Here is a 15,623-nt window from a genome sequence, read left to right as displayed (position 1 = left end):
TATCTGTCACTGATCCACCGCTATCGGGGGCAAGCCCCCTCCCACATTTGATTTGTGGTGTTGCGACCATCCAGTTATAAATCAGCCCATCGTCCACCGAGAAGCGACAATGAACCCCTTCGAAGACATGCGCCTGTTCTGCCAGGTCATGGAATCCGGCAGCTTCACTGCCGCCGCCGAACAGCTGGGCCTGTCCAAGCAGTTCGTCAGCCGCCGCCTGATCCAGCTGGAAGATCGCCTCGGCGTGCGTCTGCTCAACCGCTCCACGCGCCGGCTGGATGTCACGCCGCTCGGCCAGAGCTACTACGAATCCGCCTTGCGCCTGCTCGGTGAAGTCGAGCAAGTGGAGCAGGGCATCGCCGGCCAGAACAGCGAACCACGTGGCACCATTCGCCTCAGCGCGCCGTTGTCATTTGCCATGGCTCACCTGGGTTGCCTGTTGCCGTTGTTTTTGCAGCGCCATCCCCAAGTATCGGTGGAAGTCGACCTCAGCGACCGCCCCGTCGACCTGATCGGTGAAGGCTACGACCTGGTGCTGCGTATCGGCACCCTGGAAGATTCCACCCTGATCGCCCGCCGTATCGCCAGCATCCAGCGGGTGTATTGCGCCAGCCCCGACTACCTGGCCCTGCGCGGCACCCCCGTGCAACCCGATGACCTGGCCCAACACGACTGCCTGCCTTATGGCCACGGCCGCCAGGTGCAATGGCGTTTCAAGGGCAAGGTGCAGGCGCTGAACGTCAGCGGCCGCATGCGGGTCAATAACGGTGAACTGTTACGCGACACCGCCGTTGCCGGCCTGGGCGTCACCTACTTGCCGACCTTTATCGTCGGCGACGCCTTGAAGGACGGTCGCCTGGTCACAATTCTCGACGACTTCGCCCCCGAAGCCCTGACCCTGTCGGCGGTGTATCCCCAGCATCGGCAAAGCTCACGGCCGGTGCAGGCGCTGGTGGAGTTCCTGCGCGAGCGCCTGGCTAGCGGCTGTTGAACAGTTGGCGGATCAGGCTCGGCGTACTGCCGGTCCAGCGCTTGAATGAGCGCCGAAAGTTCGCCGCATCATTGAAATTCAGGTACGCCGCCACTTCATCATTGCTGTAGCCCTTGACCTGGTACAGGTGCAGCGCCACCTGCTTGCGCACCCGGTCCACTTGCTGCTGAAAGCCAGTGTCGTGTTTGTGCAGCTTGCGCTTGAGGGTCGCCGGGCTCATGGCAAAGGCCTGGGCCGCCTGTTCCAGGCTCGGCGGCTGACGCACCTGCTCGCGCAGGTAGTCGTAGAGGCAATCGAGAAAACTGCCGGAAAATCCCAGTAGTTCGATCTGTTCCCGGGCCTGTCGGCGCGCAACCTGGCCGGCGGTGACCGAAGCCCCCGGCCAGGCGCGTGTGAGGTGTTCGCGGGGGATGCACATCATGTCCAGTGGGCGCTCGAAGCGCGTGTCTTCGCCCAGGTGCACCCAATACTGTTCGACATACCGCGGTTCGGCATGGCTGAAACTGCACACCCATGGCAAGCGCTCGCCGCTGAGCCATTGGCTCATGGCAACCAGCGAGGTCATGCTCGCCTCCAGCAAAAACCGCCACTGCTCGCCGGCCCCGCAACTGTCCAGCCAATACAGGTAGGCGTGGTGCTCATCCAGCTCCAATTGCAGGGTGACCAAGGGGCTGAGCAGCACCTGTTGCTGGATCAGGATCTCCAGCGCCTGATGCAGATTCTGGGCATGGCCCAAGGCATGGCTGGCCGCGCCGTAATAGCCGGGCAGCAAACGCTGGCCGAACAGGAAACTGCTGTCATCGGCATCCAGCAATTTGCGACTGTTACCGATCAGCGCCAGGAATTGCTGCGGGCTCAAGCGCGCCGTGCCGGCCAGGATATCCTCGTGGAACAGCCCGGTGCCGCGCAGCAAACGGTGGCTGTCGATGTCACGGGACAGGGCCAGGTCGATCAGCGTGGCGGGTTGGTTATGCCCTGGGATGAAGCGGCTGTCGGCCTCATACCAGTTGGTTTTTACCGCCATCTCAGGCGCTTTTCGCGAGAGGCTGCTTGGCCCTGGCCAGCGCCAGGTTCAGATGCTTGAGCAGGTCCTGGGGCGGCTCGTCGAGGGCCATCACCACCGCCGTCGTCGCGCACAATTGCAGGCGTTCGCCCTGTTGCCGGGTCTTGTGGGCGAGGCCACGCACGGCGTGCTGCAATTCCAGGGCTAGTTCCTTGGCCTGGCGTTCGCCGGTATTGGGCAGCAGCACCACAAAGCGGTCGCCGGCCAGTCGACAGAGCAAGTCCTGACGACGCAGGTTGAGCAACAACAGATGGCTGAGGGCCTGGAGCACCGCGTCGCCCTCTGCATGCCCATAGGCCTGGTTGATGGCGGCGAAGTGATCCAGGTCCAACACCAGCAACGACAGCGGTTGCTGCTGTTCGCGGCTGTCCTGCAGGCTGTCGGCGAGTTGGCGCTTGAGGTAATCGGCACCGGCCAGGGGCGTGAGCTTGTCGAACAGGCGATGTTCGCGGAACAGCCGCTCGCGTTTTTCCATCTGCGCGCTGATTGCCAGCTGTTCGCGGTGCCAATGGTAGATGCCGATGGTCAGCAGGATCATGCCTACCGGCATCGGCCCGGATTCGAGCCAGTGGTCCCAGGTGATGCTGTCGGGCAGGCGGATAAATTCGTCAAGGCTGTCGATCCACCACGAGAAAAAGATGCACGACAGCCCCAACGCCAGGTAATTGGTGACGCGCCCGGCGGGGCGGCTTTTGAGCACCAGGCCCAGCCACACCAGGGCGAGCAGGGCGGAACCGCCTTCGCCGATGATGTCCAGCCACACCCACTCGCTGACGCTTTTGAGCTCGCCGCAGGCCAGGTGCAGGATCAGCCCGGCGTTGGCGGCAATGAGCAACAGGGCGAGTTTCCAACGATGAGGTTTGAGCACGGAAAACATGGCCGCGGGTCCTTGGGCGAATGAGCGATGGGCGCCAGCACAGCAGATGGATATGACGGTTGCGTGACGGTCGAGGAGGGTCGAATCAGCTCACCTCACAGACAATGAAAACCATCAATGTGGGAGGGGGCTTGCTGTGGTGAGGGGGCTTGTCCCCCGACGGGTTCACTTAGGATCCTCTGGGTCTGCTTCGCAGACCAGCGCGGGGCAAGCCCGCTCACCACAGCAAGCCCCCTCCCACATTTGAACTCCACAGGTCATTTCAGCTCATTCCAGGTCGAGAACCCGGTGAAACCCCTGATTTACAGCCCTCCACACCAACCCCTGTCACAGAACCGTCATCCCCCACCCCTAGCTTGCCCTCCCAGTTGCCGGGCCGCTTGCCTGGCGCCAACGGATTCTTGGGGAGGATTTCATGTACAAGCGCACCGGGCTCGTCAGCTTCACGCTCACCGCCTTGGCCCTGGCGATTGCCAGCGAACGGTTGAGTGCCGCCGAGGCCACCACCACCGAGCACGTCGAAGTGGTCGGCCAGGCCGCCGCCATCGATCAGGCCCTCAAAGAGCAGCGCAGCTCTGACAGCATCAAGAGCGTGGTGCATGCCGACGGTGTGGCCCAGTTGCCGGATGAAAACGTCGCCGAAGCGGTACAGCGTTTGCCCGGTATCAGCGTCGAGCGCGACCAGGGTGAAGGCCGTTTTGTCAGCGTGCGTGGCCTTGGTCCGGACCTCAACAGCGTGACCATCAACGGCACCCTGGTGCCCGCCCCGGAAAGCGCACGCCGCGCCGTAGCCCTCGATGTATTGCCGTCGGAACTGGTGCAATCGCTGTCGGTGATCAAGACGCTCACCCCGGACATGGACGCCAACTCCCTCGGCGGCACCGTCGATGTGCAAAGCCTGTCGGCCTTCGACCACAAAGGCCTGTTCTACACCGGCAGCACCGAAGCCAGCTACGACAAGAACACCCGCCAGACCAGCCCCAAATTTTCCGGTGCCGCGAGCAACCGCTTCAGCCTTGGCGATGGCATCGACAACTTCGGCGTCGCTGCGGCCCTGAGCTGGCAGAAGCGCGACTTCGGCTCGGACAACGTCGAAACCGGCGGCGCCTGGGACTTCACCGACGGCGCCAAACTCAACGAATTCGAACAGCGCGACTACGACATCAGCCGCGAACGCGCCGGCGGTGGCCTGAACTTCGACTACAAACCCGATGATCTGAGCAGCTACTACCTGCGCACCCTCTACAGCCGCTACAAGGACACCGAGACCCGCAACTCCACCAGCCTCGAATTTGCCGACCCCCAGGCCGCCGGTGAATTGGGCGACGCCGAAGCCAAGCGCAAGCTCAAGAACCGGGAGGAAACCCAGGAAATCCAGTCCTACGTGTTCGGCGGCGAGCGCATGCTCGGCCTGTGGACCCTCAGCGGCCAGGCCGGCTACAGCCAATCCAGCGAGGACAGCCCGGCGCATATCGCCGCGCCACGTTCGACGGCGGCGACTTTGCCAACAGCGGTTTCTACGACAAGGACAAGCCACGCCCGATCATCGGTGCCGGCTTCTATGACGCCAGCAACTTCACCCTCGACAAGGTCGACTGGGAAAAACAGAACACCAAGGACACCGAGAAAAACCTGCGCCTGGATCTGGCCCGCGACTACGACCTGAGCGGCTACGCGTCCCAGGTCAAATTCGGCGGCAAGGTCAGCCGCCGTAACAAGGACAACGACCTGGAGGCCTGGGTCTACAAGGACTTCGACACCCTTGGCTACACCGCCGACCAGCTCAACCTGACCCAGTTCCAGAAGGGCAGCGTCGACTATCGCCTCGGTAACTACGGCCCCGGCATCAGCGCCAGCGGCATCAAGCAGTTGATCGGCAGCCTCAACGCGGCGGACTTCTATGACGAGACCGAATCCAGGGTCAACGACTTCACCATTCGCGAAGACATCAACGCCGGCTACCTGATGAACACCATCGATATCGACGACTGGCGCTTTATCGCCGGGCTGCGCTACGAGGGCACCGAGTTCGAAGCCAAGGGCACCGGCGACACCGATGGCGTGTTCACTGCCACCGAGACCAAGCGCCAGTACCACCACTGGTTGCCGGGCCTGCATGCGCGTTACCAGATCGACAAGAACACCCAGGTGCGTGCGGCGTGGACCAAATCCGTGGTGCGCCCGACCTTCGGCCAACTGGCACCGGGCTTTGTGATTGACGATGACGAAGCCACCTTCGGCAACCCGGACCTCAAGCCCCTGGAGTCGAGCAACCTGGACCTGGGCATCGAGCACTTCATGGGCCGCGCCGGCACCGTGTCGGCGTTCGTGTTCTACAAAGACATCAAGAACTTCGTCTACAACACCGACGTGGCCGGCACCGGCGCCTGGACCAACTTCTCCGAGGCCCACACCTACGCCAACGGCGACAGCGCCAAGCTCTACGGCCTGGAACTGGCCTATTCGCAGAAATTCGACTGGCTGCCCGCGCCGTGGAACGGTCTGCTGATCGGTGCCAACAGCACCTTCAGCCGTTCCAGTGCGGATATCGAAGGCTTCGACGCCGCCAGTGGCACGAATCGCAAACGCAACATCAGCCTGCCCAATCAGTCGGACACCGTCGGCAACCTGATGCTCGGCTGGGAAGACGACAAGCTCAGCCTGCGCCTGTCGGCCAACTACAAGTCGGCCTACCTGTATGAGTTGGCCTCGATCAACGACAAAGCCCACGACCTGCACGTGGATGCGCAGACCTTCGTCGACTTCAGTGCGCGTTACTCGCTGACCAAGAACCTGCAAGTCAGCTTCGAGGCCCAGAACCTCACGGACGAGTCTTACTTCGTCTACACCGGCCACCGCAGCTACAACGGCCAGTACGAAGAGTACGGCCCGACCTACAAAGTGGGCCTGACCTTTACCCACTTTTGAATCCAACCACTTTCCAAATGTGGGAGGGTCAAGCCCCCTCCCACATTGGATCTCCACTGTTTTCGAAGGATTTGCTTGTTCATGAGAATTTCCAAGCTGTACTTGCTGATCGCCCTGATCACCAGCGGCAATGTATCCGCTGCCGACCTGGCACTGACCCCTTGGGCACCCAGCCTGAACGCCGAAGCCGTGGCCTTCCTGCCCTCTGGCGCCGAACGCCTGGCCGCCAGCACCCGCGACGGCTTGCAATTGCTCGACGCCACAGGCACTGAACTGACCCGCTTCAAAGGCCACTTCAGCAGCCTCGATACCCGCGCTGTCGGTGCCCAAATCCTGGTCGCCAGCCTCGACAATGATCGGCAACAAGCGCTGCTGATCAACCTCGATGCCGCCAGCAAGACCTGGGGCAAGCCGCTGTACTTGCCGCCCCGCGATTACCCGGTGAACGGCCTGTGCCTGTACCGCGATTCGGCGGCCAACCTGTTTGTGTTTCTGGTAGGCGAAGAGGGCAAGGGCGAGCAATGGCTGGTGGGCAATGGCTCGACACTGGTGGCCGAACCCCAGCGCGTGCGCGGCATGCCGTTACCGCCGTCGGCGCAGTTCTGCCAGGTCGATGACGCCTCCAATCAGTTGGTGGTGAACGAAGAAAACGTCGGCTGGTGGGCCTACCCGGCGCACCCGGAAGCAGACGTGAAGCGCGCGCCGGTGGCCGTGTTCGACGATCCGAAGCGTGAAGCAGGGGCCATCGCCCTGATGCCCGGTGGTGTGGTGGCGCTGGATCCGAAGACTGCGCAACTGCACCTGTTCCAGCGCATGGGGCAACGCTGGGTTGAACAGCCAGGCCTGAGCTTGGCGGGCCTCAAAGAACCGGAGCAATTGAGCGTCAACGGCCAGCAACTGCTGGTACGCGACGACGACAGCGGCAAGCTCTACCAGGGCAAACTCAACTGGCAGGCCAAGCCGGCAGCAGTCGAGCCGGTGCTGCCGCAAGTCGCCGCCGTGCGCCAAACCGACCCCGTCGGCCGCCAGGGCGATGCGGCGGATGATCCGGCGATCTGGATTCACCCCGCGCAACCGTCGAAAAGCCGCGTGCTCGGCACCAATAAAAAACAGGGCCTGCTGGCTTACGACCTCGACGGCAAGCTGTTGCAGGAGCTGGCGGTCGGCGCCTGAACAACGTCGATGTGCGCCCCAACTTCAAACTGGGTGCGCAGACGGTCGACCTCGCCGTCGCCAGCAATCGAGATCACAACAGCCTCAGCCTGTTCAGCATCGACCGCCAGAGCGGCGAGTTGCGCGAGGCCGGTGAAGTGCCCACGCCGCTCAAGGAAATCTACGGCATCTGCCTGTACCAGCCCGCCAGCGGCGAGATCTATGCCATCGCCAACGGCAAGGACGGCACCTTCCTGCAATACCTTCTCAGCGCCCCGGACGGCCACGTGCAGGGCGAGCTGGTGCGCCAGTTCAAGGTCGACAGCCAACCGGAAGGCTGCGTGGCCGACGACCAGCGCCAGCGCCTGTTTATTGGTGAGGAAGACGTGGGCGTCTGGGCGGTGGACGCCCGCGCCGACCAACCGGCCACGCTCACCAGCGTGATCAAGGTCGGCCCGCAACTGCATGCGGATGTCGAAGGCCTGGCGCTGTACCAGAGCGACAAACACGACTACCTGGTGATCTCCAGCCAAGGCAACGACAGCTACCTGGTGGTGGATGCCGAGCCGCCATTCGCCATTCACGGCGGGTTTCGCGTCGGTCTGAATGCCGCCGCCGGTATTGACGGTGCCTCTGAAACCGATGGACTGGAAGTCACCGCGATCAACCTCGGCGGGCCTTGGAGCCAAGGCATGCTGGTGGTGCAGGACGGGCGCAAGCGCATGCCCGAGCAAACCCAGAACTTCAAATTCGTGCCATGGGCCGACGTGACCCGTGCGCTGAAATTGCCGTGAGCCGTCATCACCCGGTCATCACTTTTTAATCGAATAGGACATCACCATGCACGCGACGATGGAACATATGACGATCTGGGGCCTTATCAGTGACGCCAGCCTGTTGGTCAAGGCGGTCATGATCACCTTGCTGCTGGCGTCGCTGCTCAGTTGGTACCTGATCATCCAGCGCGGCAGCGTCCTGCGCCGCCTGGAGCGCCAGTTGAACGGCTTTGTGCAGCGCTTTCGCGCAGCCTCCGACTTGCAACCGCTGTACCGCGAAACCGTGCAGGCGGGCGAGGGCGGGATTGCGCCGATCTTTATCGCCGGCGTCCAGGAATACCAGCACCTGCACAGCCATGACCCGGCGGTGCTCGAAGGGGTTGAGCGTGCCTTGCAGGTGGCGATCACCGAGCAGGAAATCGAGCTGGAAAAGGGCCTGCAGTTTCTCGCGACCGTGGGTTCGGTCAGCCCGTACATCGGTTTGTTTGGCACCGTGTGGGGAATCATGAATTCCTTTATCGGGTTGTCCCAGGTGCAACAGGCCACGCTGTCGACGGTGGCGCCGGGCATTGCCGAAGCGCTGATCGCCACGGCCATCGGCCTGTTTGCAGCCATCCCGGCGGTGATCGCCTACAACCGCTTCGCCGCACGCGGCCAGACCTTGCTGACCCGCTACTACGCCTTCGGCAACGAGCTGCAAGTGCGCCTGCATCGCACCCTGCGCGGTGCGCCGATCAACCTGGCCGTGGCCGCCTGAACAGGAACATTCCGATGTTAGTCAGGCCGCAACGCAAACACGGGCCCAAGGCCGAAATGAACGTGGTGCCGTATATCGACGTGATGCTGGTGCTGCTGGTGATCTTTATGGTCACCGCGCCGATGCTGACCCAGGGCGTGAAGATCGACCTGCCCAAGGTCGCGCCGAGGCGCTGGCCACCGATACCCGCCAGCAGATCCTGACGCTGTCGGTAAAAGCCGACGGCGGTTACTACTGGAACCTCGGCGGTGAACTCGACACCCGCCACCAGACCGACAGCGCCGTGAGCCTGGACGAAATGGGCGCCAAGGTCATGCAGGTGGTGGCGGCGCGCAGTGACACCCAGGTGTATATCCGCGCCGACGATAACGCCGGCTACGGCAGTGTGGTCGCTGCCATGGCGGTGTTGCAGAAAGGCGGTGTGAGCAACCTGGGGCTGGTGACCGAGGCCCCGCAATGACGGCGATGATCATGCACAGTCCACTGCTTGCGATGAAACCCAGGGATACGTCCGGCGTGTGGCGCAACAGCTTCGCCGCCAGCGCAGCGGTGGCGCTGCATGTGGGCGTGCTGGCGGCGTTGATGGGGGGTTGGTCGACGGAAAAACCCCTGGTGGAGGCGCCTCGGGTGATGCACACGCAGTTGGTCATGCTGCCGCCTGCGCCTGCGCCTGCGCCGGTGTCGGTGTCGGTGTCGGAACCAGAACCAGAACCGGTGGCCGTTGCATCCGCGCCGTCAGAGCCGGTAGTGGTCCCGGTGCCGGCTAAGCCTGCGGTGGACCCACAAATCCAGGCAAGAAAGCTGGAGAAAGCCGCCTTGGCGCGTAAACGTGTCGAAGAAAAGAAGGTCGAGCAACAACAGGAACGCCTGGCGACCGAACAACGCAACCGCGAGCTGGAACAGCAACGCGTGGCCCAGGAGCGCCAGGCCGCCGAAAAACCCCGCGTCGCAACACCCACCCCAGCAGCGGCGCCGGCTTTTGACAGCCGCCAATACCAGCCCCTGAGCAAAGAAGCGCCGGACTACCCCGAGCGCGCCCTGGATAAGAACATCGAAGGCGATTGCACCCTGGAGTACAGCGTCAACACCCAGGGCCGCGTGGAAAATCCCAAGGTGCTGGACGGCTGCCACCCGTTGTTCATGCGGCCGTCACTGGCAGCGGCGAACACTTTCCGCTATCAGCCGAGAATCGTTGATGGCAAGGCGGTTGCCGTGCCGGCGGTGCGCAACACCTTCCACTACCGCATCAAATAACACCGGGGTGGCAATGCTGCGGTTGTGGTGAGCGGGCTTTTGTGGTGAACAGGCTTGTTAGGGTGATGGGGCTTGTTGTGGTGAGCGGGGCAAGCCCGCTCACCACAACAAGCCCGCTCACCACAGTGTTATGTACAAGCCTTTGAGAATTGTGTAGACCCCCACTGCCATCGGGGTGTAGCCCCCTCCCACATTTTTGAACTGCGTCAGGCGTTAGCGAGATTTGCCAGTTCTGTGCCTGAAATGTACCGCTCCAGATTCGCCAGAAACGTATCGGCAATTTCATTGCGGCTATTGGTCGAAATCGCCGACGTATGCGGCGACAACCTCACCCGTGGATGGCTGTACAACGGGTGCCCATCCGGCAACGGTTCCGGTTCGGTCACGTCCAGTGATGCCAGGCCGATCTGCCCGTTTTCCAGCGCTTCCAGCAGTGCCTCCTGATCAAGCAAGCCACCACGCGCAATGTTGATCAAATGCAGCCCAGGTTTGGCACTGCCCAGCACATCGCGGTCGATGATATGGCGCGTGGCGTCCGTCAGCGGGGCCGCCAGTACCAGATGGTCGGCGCGGGCGAACAGGTCGTGGATGTCCCTTGCCGCCTCGACCCCGTCGATCCCGAATGGCGTCGGGCTTTGACGCAACGCCACCACGTTGATCCCCAGAGCGTGGGCCTTTTGCGCCAGGCTTTCGCCAATCGCACCAAAGCCGAGGATGCCCAGGGTGGTGCCCTTGAGTGGGCGCAGCGGGGTGAAATTCCACTGCGAGTCCTTAACCCAGATATCCGGCAAGTGCTTGGACGCGGCAAAGATGGCCGCCAGGGCGAACTCGGCGAGGTTGTCGGCGGCGCTGCCACGGGAGGTCGTCACCGGCGGGCCGTTGAACAGCCACTGCGGGTAGAAATCGATCCCCGACGACACCAGGTGCACCCATTTCGCGCCGTACGGCCAGCCCGGGGGCGGGGTGTCCGGGGCGGTGTAGCCGCGCACGTTGATCGGGCGCAGCAGCAGGATGTTCGCGTGGGGCGGCAGGTCGCTGGGGACGCCGATGGGCACATCGATCACCTGTGCTTCGGGGTGCAGCGGCGCCAGGCGCTCACGGATCACTTGATTGAAATCTTCGCCCAGTTGGCTGGCGATAATCACCTGAGTCATGTGCGTTCCTTCTGGCGTTGGGCGAAGACGGCCCTGCCGACGCCTTGCAGCACGGCGTCGTTCTGCGGGGTGTGGACGCGGCTGCACAGCACGTCGCGGTAATGCCGTTGCAGCGGGCTGTGGCGTGACAGGCCGGGGTTGCCCGAGGCTTCGATGGCCAGCTCTACCGCACGGATGGCGTTGTTGGTGACCAGGTACTTCAACTGTGCGGCATTGGCCGCCGGGGTGTGGCCGTCGGCAGCGGCGTCGAGCAGGCTGCGGTTGGCAAACAGCAGGGTGTCGATATGCCCGACGGTTTCCTGGAAGCGCGGCAAGGTCGACAACGCCGCGCCGAGGTTGGATGGCTGGCGTTCTTGCAGCCAGTTCACCAGCCAGTCCCGTGCGGCCTGCGCCACGGCGTCGTACACCGACGACAGCAGCACCGCCATCCACAGGAATCCTTCGGCGTCCAGCTCCGGCTGCGGTGCGCTCCAGGGGCTGACACTGACGGCGTGGTCCAGCGGCACCAGTACGTTGTCGAGTACCACTTCGTGGCTGCAGGTGGCGCGCATGCCCAGGTGATCCCAGGTGTCGATAATGGTCACGCCGGGGCTGTCCTTGGGCACCAGCCATGCGCCCACCAGCGGGTCGGCGTCATCACTGCGCGCCCACACGCTGAACCAGCTCAGGCCGTGGCTGCCGGTGGAGTAGAGCTTGCGCCCGCTGATGCGCCAGCCTTCGGCGTGCGCACGGCGGTGGTCGCCGGCAGGCCGCCACGGGCCGGGGTGCCGAGGTCGGGCTCGACGCGCAGGGCGTTGATCAGCGCGCCGTTGCGCACCGCGTCTTCGGCGACTTTCACGCGCAGATGCGGGGGCCAGGTTTTGCTGTCTTGCAGGCGTGTGTGTTGCAGGTATTGCATCACCAGGATCAGCGCGGTGGACGGCTCGCCCTTGGCAATCGCACTGATCGCCCTGCGCGCCTGGGGCAGGCTGGCACCGCCGCCGCCCAGGGCCTTGGGCACGGTGAGGGCGACCAGGCCATGTTCCTGCAATAGCTGGAAGTTGGCGTGGGGGAAGGCGCCGCTGTCGTCGTACTGCGGCGCAGTGCTGGCCAGCTCGGTGGTGAGGCGTTCGAGCAGGGCTTCGAAGTTGGCGACTTCCACGGAGCGTAGAGACGGTTGGGTCATAGGAGTGTACTCGGTCAAAAAGTGGGAGGGGGCTTGCTGTGGTGAGGGGGGCTTGTCCCCCGGCAGGTTCACTGCAGATCCAATGGGGCTGCTTCGCAGCCCGGCGCGGGGCGTGCGACGATTCGACAAGCCCGCTCACCACAAAAAACCGCTTCCATGTGGGGTTGGCGTGAGTCAGATGGCGATGCGTACAGGCGGCTCGCCCAGCAAGCGCTCCACTACCTGCAACACCGGCTCGGCTTCGGTACGCACCAACCAATCCGGGCTGACTTCCACGAACGCTACGCTGCCATCGCGGGCAATCACCACCACCGTCGGTTGTGGCAGTTCCCAGGTCCCGGTGCCGGTGGTTTCGCCGATGCCGCTGCCCTTGGCCAATGCGGCGTTGCGCGAGGCTTCATCGAAGCTGTAGAGAATCCCCAGGCGCCGCCCGAGGTTGTTGTCCGGATCGCTGGCCACCAACAGTTGCAGGTTATGGCGGGTCTTGATCTCCACCAGGCGCTCCGGCACTTGCGGGCTGACCGCCACCAGCGGCACACCCAGTTCACGCAGGCGTGGATAGAGTTGGCGCTCGTAATAGGGCAGGGCGATGTTGCACGCCGGGCAGCCGGCAAAGCGGAAGAAGATCAGCACCGCCGGGCCGTCCGCCAACAGCAACTCGCGGTTGAGTTCGCCGCCGTCCACGTTAAGCAGGGTAAACGGGTCCAGCTCATCGCCCACCTGCACGTAGTCGTCTACCCGCGCTTGATCCACCAGGCGCTGGCGCTGGTCGATATTGACCTGCAACGCCGCCGGTGCCCAGGTTGCGACACGTTCGGCGTGCAGCGCCGCTAACTGGTGATTGAGGGATTCGCTCATGCCAGCGCCTCCTGCGGTTCTTCCACCTCGACGCTATAACGGTTGGCCGGCACGTCCAGGCCCAGGTTGTCGCGCAGGGTGTGGCCGCTGTACTCGGTGCGGAACAGACCGCGCTGTTGCAGCACCGGCACCACCAGTTCGGTGAAGAACTGCAAGCCATCCGGCAGCACCGAGTTGACGATGAAACCATCGCTGGCGCCGGTCTCGAACCAGGTCTGGATCGCATCGGCGACCTGCTCCGGGGTGCCGACAAAATCACGCTTGGGCCGCGAGAAGCGCAGGGCCACTTCGCGCAGGGTCAGGCCTTCTTCCCTGGCCAGTTGCTTGATGCGGTCGGAGCCGCCTTTCTGGCTGTTGGAACCCAGGTCGCCGAGTTCCGGGAAGGGTTCGTCCAGCGGGTATTTACTGAAATCGTGGTCGTTGAACGGGCGGCCGAGGGCGACGATGGCGTCTTCCACGGTGACCAGGTCCACGGCTTGCTGGTAGCGGCTTTCCACTTCGGCGGCATCGCGGCCGACAATCGGGCGGATGCCCGGCAGGATCGACAGGCTGTCGGCATCGCGGCCAAAGCCTTTGGCCCGGCGTTTGAGGTCCTGGGAGTAGGCCAGGCCTTCTTCGATGCTTTCCACATGCACAAAGATCGCATCGGAATGTTCGGCGGCGAAGTTACGCCCGTCTTCCGAGGTACCGGCCTGGAAAATCGCCGGCTGGCCCTGGCGTGAACGCGCAATGTTGAGCGGCCCCTTGACCGAGAAAAACTCACCCTTGTGGTTCAGCGCATGCAGCTTGTCCGGGGTGAAAAACTCGCCGCTTTGCTTGTTGTAGGCAAAGGCATCGTCCTCCCAGGAATCCCACAGGCCCTTGACCACGTTCAGGTGTTCCTTGGCGATGCGGTAACGCACGGCATGCGGCGGATGCTCGGCCTTGCCGAAGTTGTCGGCGGTGCCGCTCAGCCACGAGGTGACCACGTTCCAGCCGGCGCGACCGCCGCTGATATGGTCCAGGGACGCGAACTGACGCGCCACTTGGTAGGGCTCGGTGTAGCTGACGGTCACGGTGGCGACCAGGCCGATATGGGTGGTCAGGGCCGCGAGGGCTGAAAGGATCGTCAAAGGCTCGAAACGGTTGAGGTAATGGGGGCTGGATTTGGCGTGGATATGCAGGCTGTCGGCGATGAACACGAAGTCGAATTTGGCGGCTTCGGCCAGTTCAGTCTGCTGCTTGTAGAAGCCGAAATCGGTACTGGCATTCGGTAGGGCCTGCGGGTGGCGCCATTCGCCCCAGCCGTGACCGACACCGTGGACCATTGCTCCCAGTTTCAAATGACGTGGCTTGCTCATGTTCTGCTCCTTCAGCGCGAGGCTTGGTTGTTGGGTGCACGCTTGGCGTTAAAGCTCTTGTCGAAACCCTGGGACACGTCGATGTGTTTGGTCAGCAGGCCTTCTTTTTGATAGGTGTCGGCGGTGGCTTGCAGGCCACTGATCACGCTGTCATCGATCAACACCGGGCTCAGGCGGGTTTCCTTGGCCACGGCCACATGCACGGCCAGTGGCAGGCCGGTGATTTTGGTCTGGGCGGCGGCGTATTCGTTGGGGTGCGTATTGGCCCAGGCGTAGGCGCGGTCGACACGGGCGACAAAGTCGTCGAGTTGTGTGCGCTTGTCGGCGATGGCCTGGCTGGTAGCCGCGAGATACAGGTGGTTGCTCAACAACGTGTTGCCGCTGGCGATGATGCGCGCCTGGCTTTGGGAGGTAACCACGGTGGTGTAAGGGTCCCAGGTCGCCCAGGCGTCAGCGGTGCCGTTATCCAGCACCAGGCGCGATTCGGCAGGCAGCAGGAAGATGAACTGCACATCCTGGCTGGTCAGCCCGGCAGTCGCCAATGCCTTGATCGCCAGGTAATGCCCGATGGAACCGCGCCCGGTGACGATTTTCTTGCCCTTGAGGTCGGCTGCCGTCTTGATCGGCGAGTCTTTGGGCACCAGCAGCGCGGTGGTGTTGCGCCCTTCGGCGTGGATGATGCTGACCACTTTGAGCGACGCCCCGGCACCCAGCGCGAACACATAAGGCGCGTCGCCCAAGGCCCCGATATCCACCGCGCCGGCATTCAGGGCTTCGCCCAGGGGCGAGGCGGACGGGAACTCCGACCACTGGATGGTGTAGGGCACATTCTTGGTTTCGCCGGAGGCTTCGAGCAGGGCCTTGATCGTCGATTTTTGATTGGCGACCCGCAGCGGTTGCAGGTCGGCGGCGTGGGCGCTGGTTGCCAGGCCAAGGGCCAGGGCGGTGCCCAGGAGCAGGTGTTTGAAGGGGGTGGGAAAGACCATGGGATGCGGGCTCCAGGCGGATCGTGAAAGGGTTCGGTTACCTCCGCCTGGAGAAGGGGTCGGTGAGGACTTCACGTTATTCCCATAAAAACCTGCTGTGAAAGTCTTTTTGGTTATATGTTAATTATTAAAATAACTGATTATGTATTGATTGATTATTCTCTAATTGCATTTGATTTCGGCCTGCCAGAATACGCCGCAGATTGCCCAAGGTAGATACGGTCCATGTGGGAGGGGGCTTGCCCCCGATAACGGTGTGTCAATATCAGATGGACTGACTGACACGCCGCAATCGGGGGCAGCCTCCACAGAGATCTGTGCT

At 63.1% G+C, this 15,623-nt stretch carries 9 protein-coding genes and 4 pseudogenes; 6 read left to right on the top strand and 7 right to left on the bottom strand.

Translation table 11 applies throughout. The features are described 5' to 3' along the window. The first annotated feature begins 109 nt into the window (after positions 1 to 109). Positions 110 to 991, top strand: coding sequence for a LysR family transcriptional regulator (locus tag IQK56_RS24760; protein ID WP_122307592.1), 882 nt, complete (start codon positions 110 to 112; stop codon positions 989 to 991). On the opposite strand, the gene IQK56_RS24755 is transcribed toward IQK56_RS24760, so the two are convergent. Together IQK56_RS24755 and IQK56_RS24750 are read right to left on the bottom strand one after the other, a co-directional pair. Next, a complete protein-coding gene (locus tag IQK56_RS24755) occupies positions 978 to 2,015 on the bottom strand; it encodes an AraC family transcriptional regulator (protein ID WP_193862105.1) in 1,038 nt (345 codons plus the stop codon). The genes IQK56_RS24760 and IQK56_RS24755 overlap by 14 nt on opposite strands. Before the next feature lies 1 nt (position 2,016). Further along, positions 2,017 to 2,931, bottom strand: a complete 915-nt coding sequence (locus IQK56_RS24750) for a GGDEF domain-containing protein (protein ID WP_193862106.1) — start codon at positions 2,929 to 2,931, stop codon at positions 2,017 to 2,019. Positions 2,932 to 3,346: 415 nt separating this feature from the next. Between IQK56_RS24750 and IQK56_RS24745 the strand changes: the two are divergent. The 5 genes and pseudogenes from IQK56_RS24745 to IQK56_RS24725 all read left to right on the top strand — a co-directional run bounded on the left by IQK56_RS24745 (position 3,347) and on the right by IQK56_RS24725 (position 9,798). Further along, positions 3,347 to 5,859, top strand: a pseudogene (locus IQK56_RS24745) (TonB-dependent receptor). Between the two features lie 81 nt (positions 5,860 to 5,940). Beyond that, positions 5,941 to 7,805, top strand: a pseudogene (locus IQK56_RS24740) (phytase). 46 nt (positions 7,806 to 7,851) lie between these two features. Beyond that, on the top strand, positions 7,852 to 8,544 hold the full coding sequence (tolQ, locus tag IQK56_RS24735) for a protein TolQ (protein ID WP_032889400.1): 693 nt from the start codon (positions 7,852 to 7,854) through the stop codon (positions 8,542 to 8,544). 14 nt (positions 8,545 to 8,558) lie between these two features. Beyond that, positions 8,559 to 9,004, top strand: a pseudogene (gene tolR, locus IQK56_RS24730) (protein TolR). Further along, positions 9,001 to 9,798 carry an energy transducer TonB gene (locus IQK56_RS24725; protein ID WP_193862109.1) on the top strand — a complete coding sequence of 266 codons (798 nt, stop codon included), beginning with the start codon at positions 9,001 to 9,003 and terminating at the stop codon, positions 9,796 to 9,798. Before tolR ends, IQK56_RS24725 begins: the two are co-directional and overlap by 4 nt. Positions 9,799 to 10,004: 206 nt before the next feature. On the opposite strand, the gene IQK56_RS24720 is transcribed toward IQK56_RS24725, so the two are convergent. The 5 genes and pseudogenes from IQK56_RS24720 to IQK56_RS24700 all read right to left on the bottom strand — a co-directional run bounded on the left by IQK56_RS24720 (position 10,005) and on the right by IQK56_RS24700 (position 15,301). Further along, a complete protein-coding gene (locus IQK56_RS24720) occupies positions 10,005 to 10,952 on the bottom strand; it encodes a D-isomer specific 2-hydroxyacid dehydrogenase family protein (RefSeq protein WP_193862110.1) in 948 nt (315 codons plus the stop codon). After that, positions 10,949 to 12,117 (bottom strand): annotated as a pseudogene (locus IQK56_RS24715) (acyl-CoA dehydrogenase family protein). The gene IQK56_RS24720 and the pseudogene IQK56_RS24715 overlap by 4 nt, the downstream one beginning before the upstream one ends. A gap of 174 nt (positions 12,118 to 12,291) precedes the next feature. Then, the gene (locus IQK56_RS24710; protein ID WP_193864299.1) at positions 12,292 to 12,975 is read right to left on the bottom strand and encodes a peroxiredoxin-like family protein; all 684 of its coding nucleotides are present in this window, start codon (positions 12,973 to 12,975) and stop codon (positions 12,292 to 12,294) included. Next, positions 12,972 to 14,315, bottom strand: coding sequence for an LLM class flavin-dependent oxidoreductase (locus IQK56_RS24705; protein ID WP_193864300.1), 1,344 nt, complete (start codon positions 14,313 to 14,315; stop codon positions 12,972 to 12,974). The genes IQK56_RS24710 and IQK56_RS24705 overlap by 4 nt, the downstream gene beginning before the upstream one ends. Before the next feature lie 11 nt (positions 14,316 to 14,326). Beyond that, positions 14,327 to 15,301 (bottom strand): ABC transporter substrate-binding protein, encoded by a 975-nt coding sequence (locus IQK56_RS24700; protein WP_122307568.1) that lies wholly within the window; start codon positions 15,299 to 15,301, stop codon positions 14,327 to 14,329. Positions 15,302 to 15,623 lie beyond the last annotated feature (322 nt).

Source organism: Pseudomonas cyclaminis (assembly GCF_015163715.1).
In the GTDB taxonomy this organism is placed as follows: domain Bacteria; phylum Pseudomonadota; class Gammaproteobacteria; order Pseudomonadales; family Pseudomonadaceae; genus Aquipseudomonas; species Aquipseudomonas cyclaminis.
This window is presented reverse-complemented; position numbering and strand designations above follow the sequence as displayed.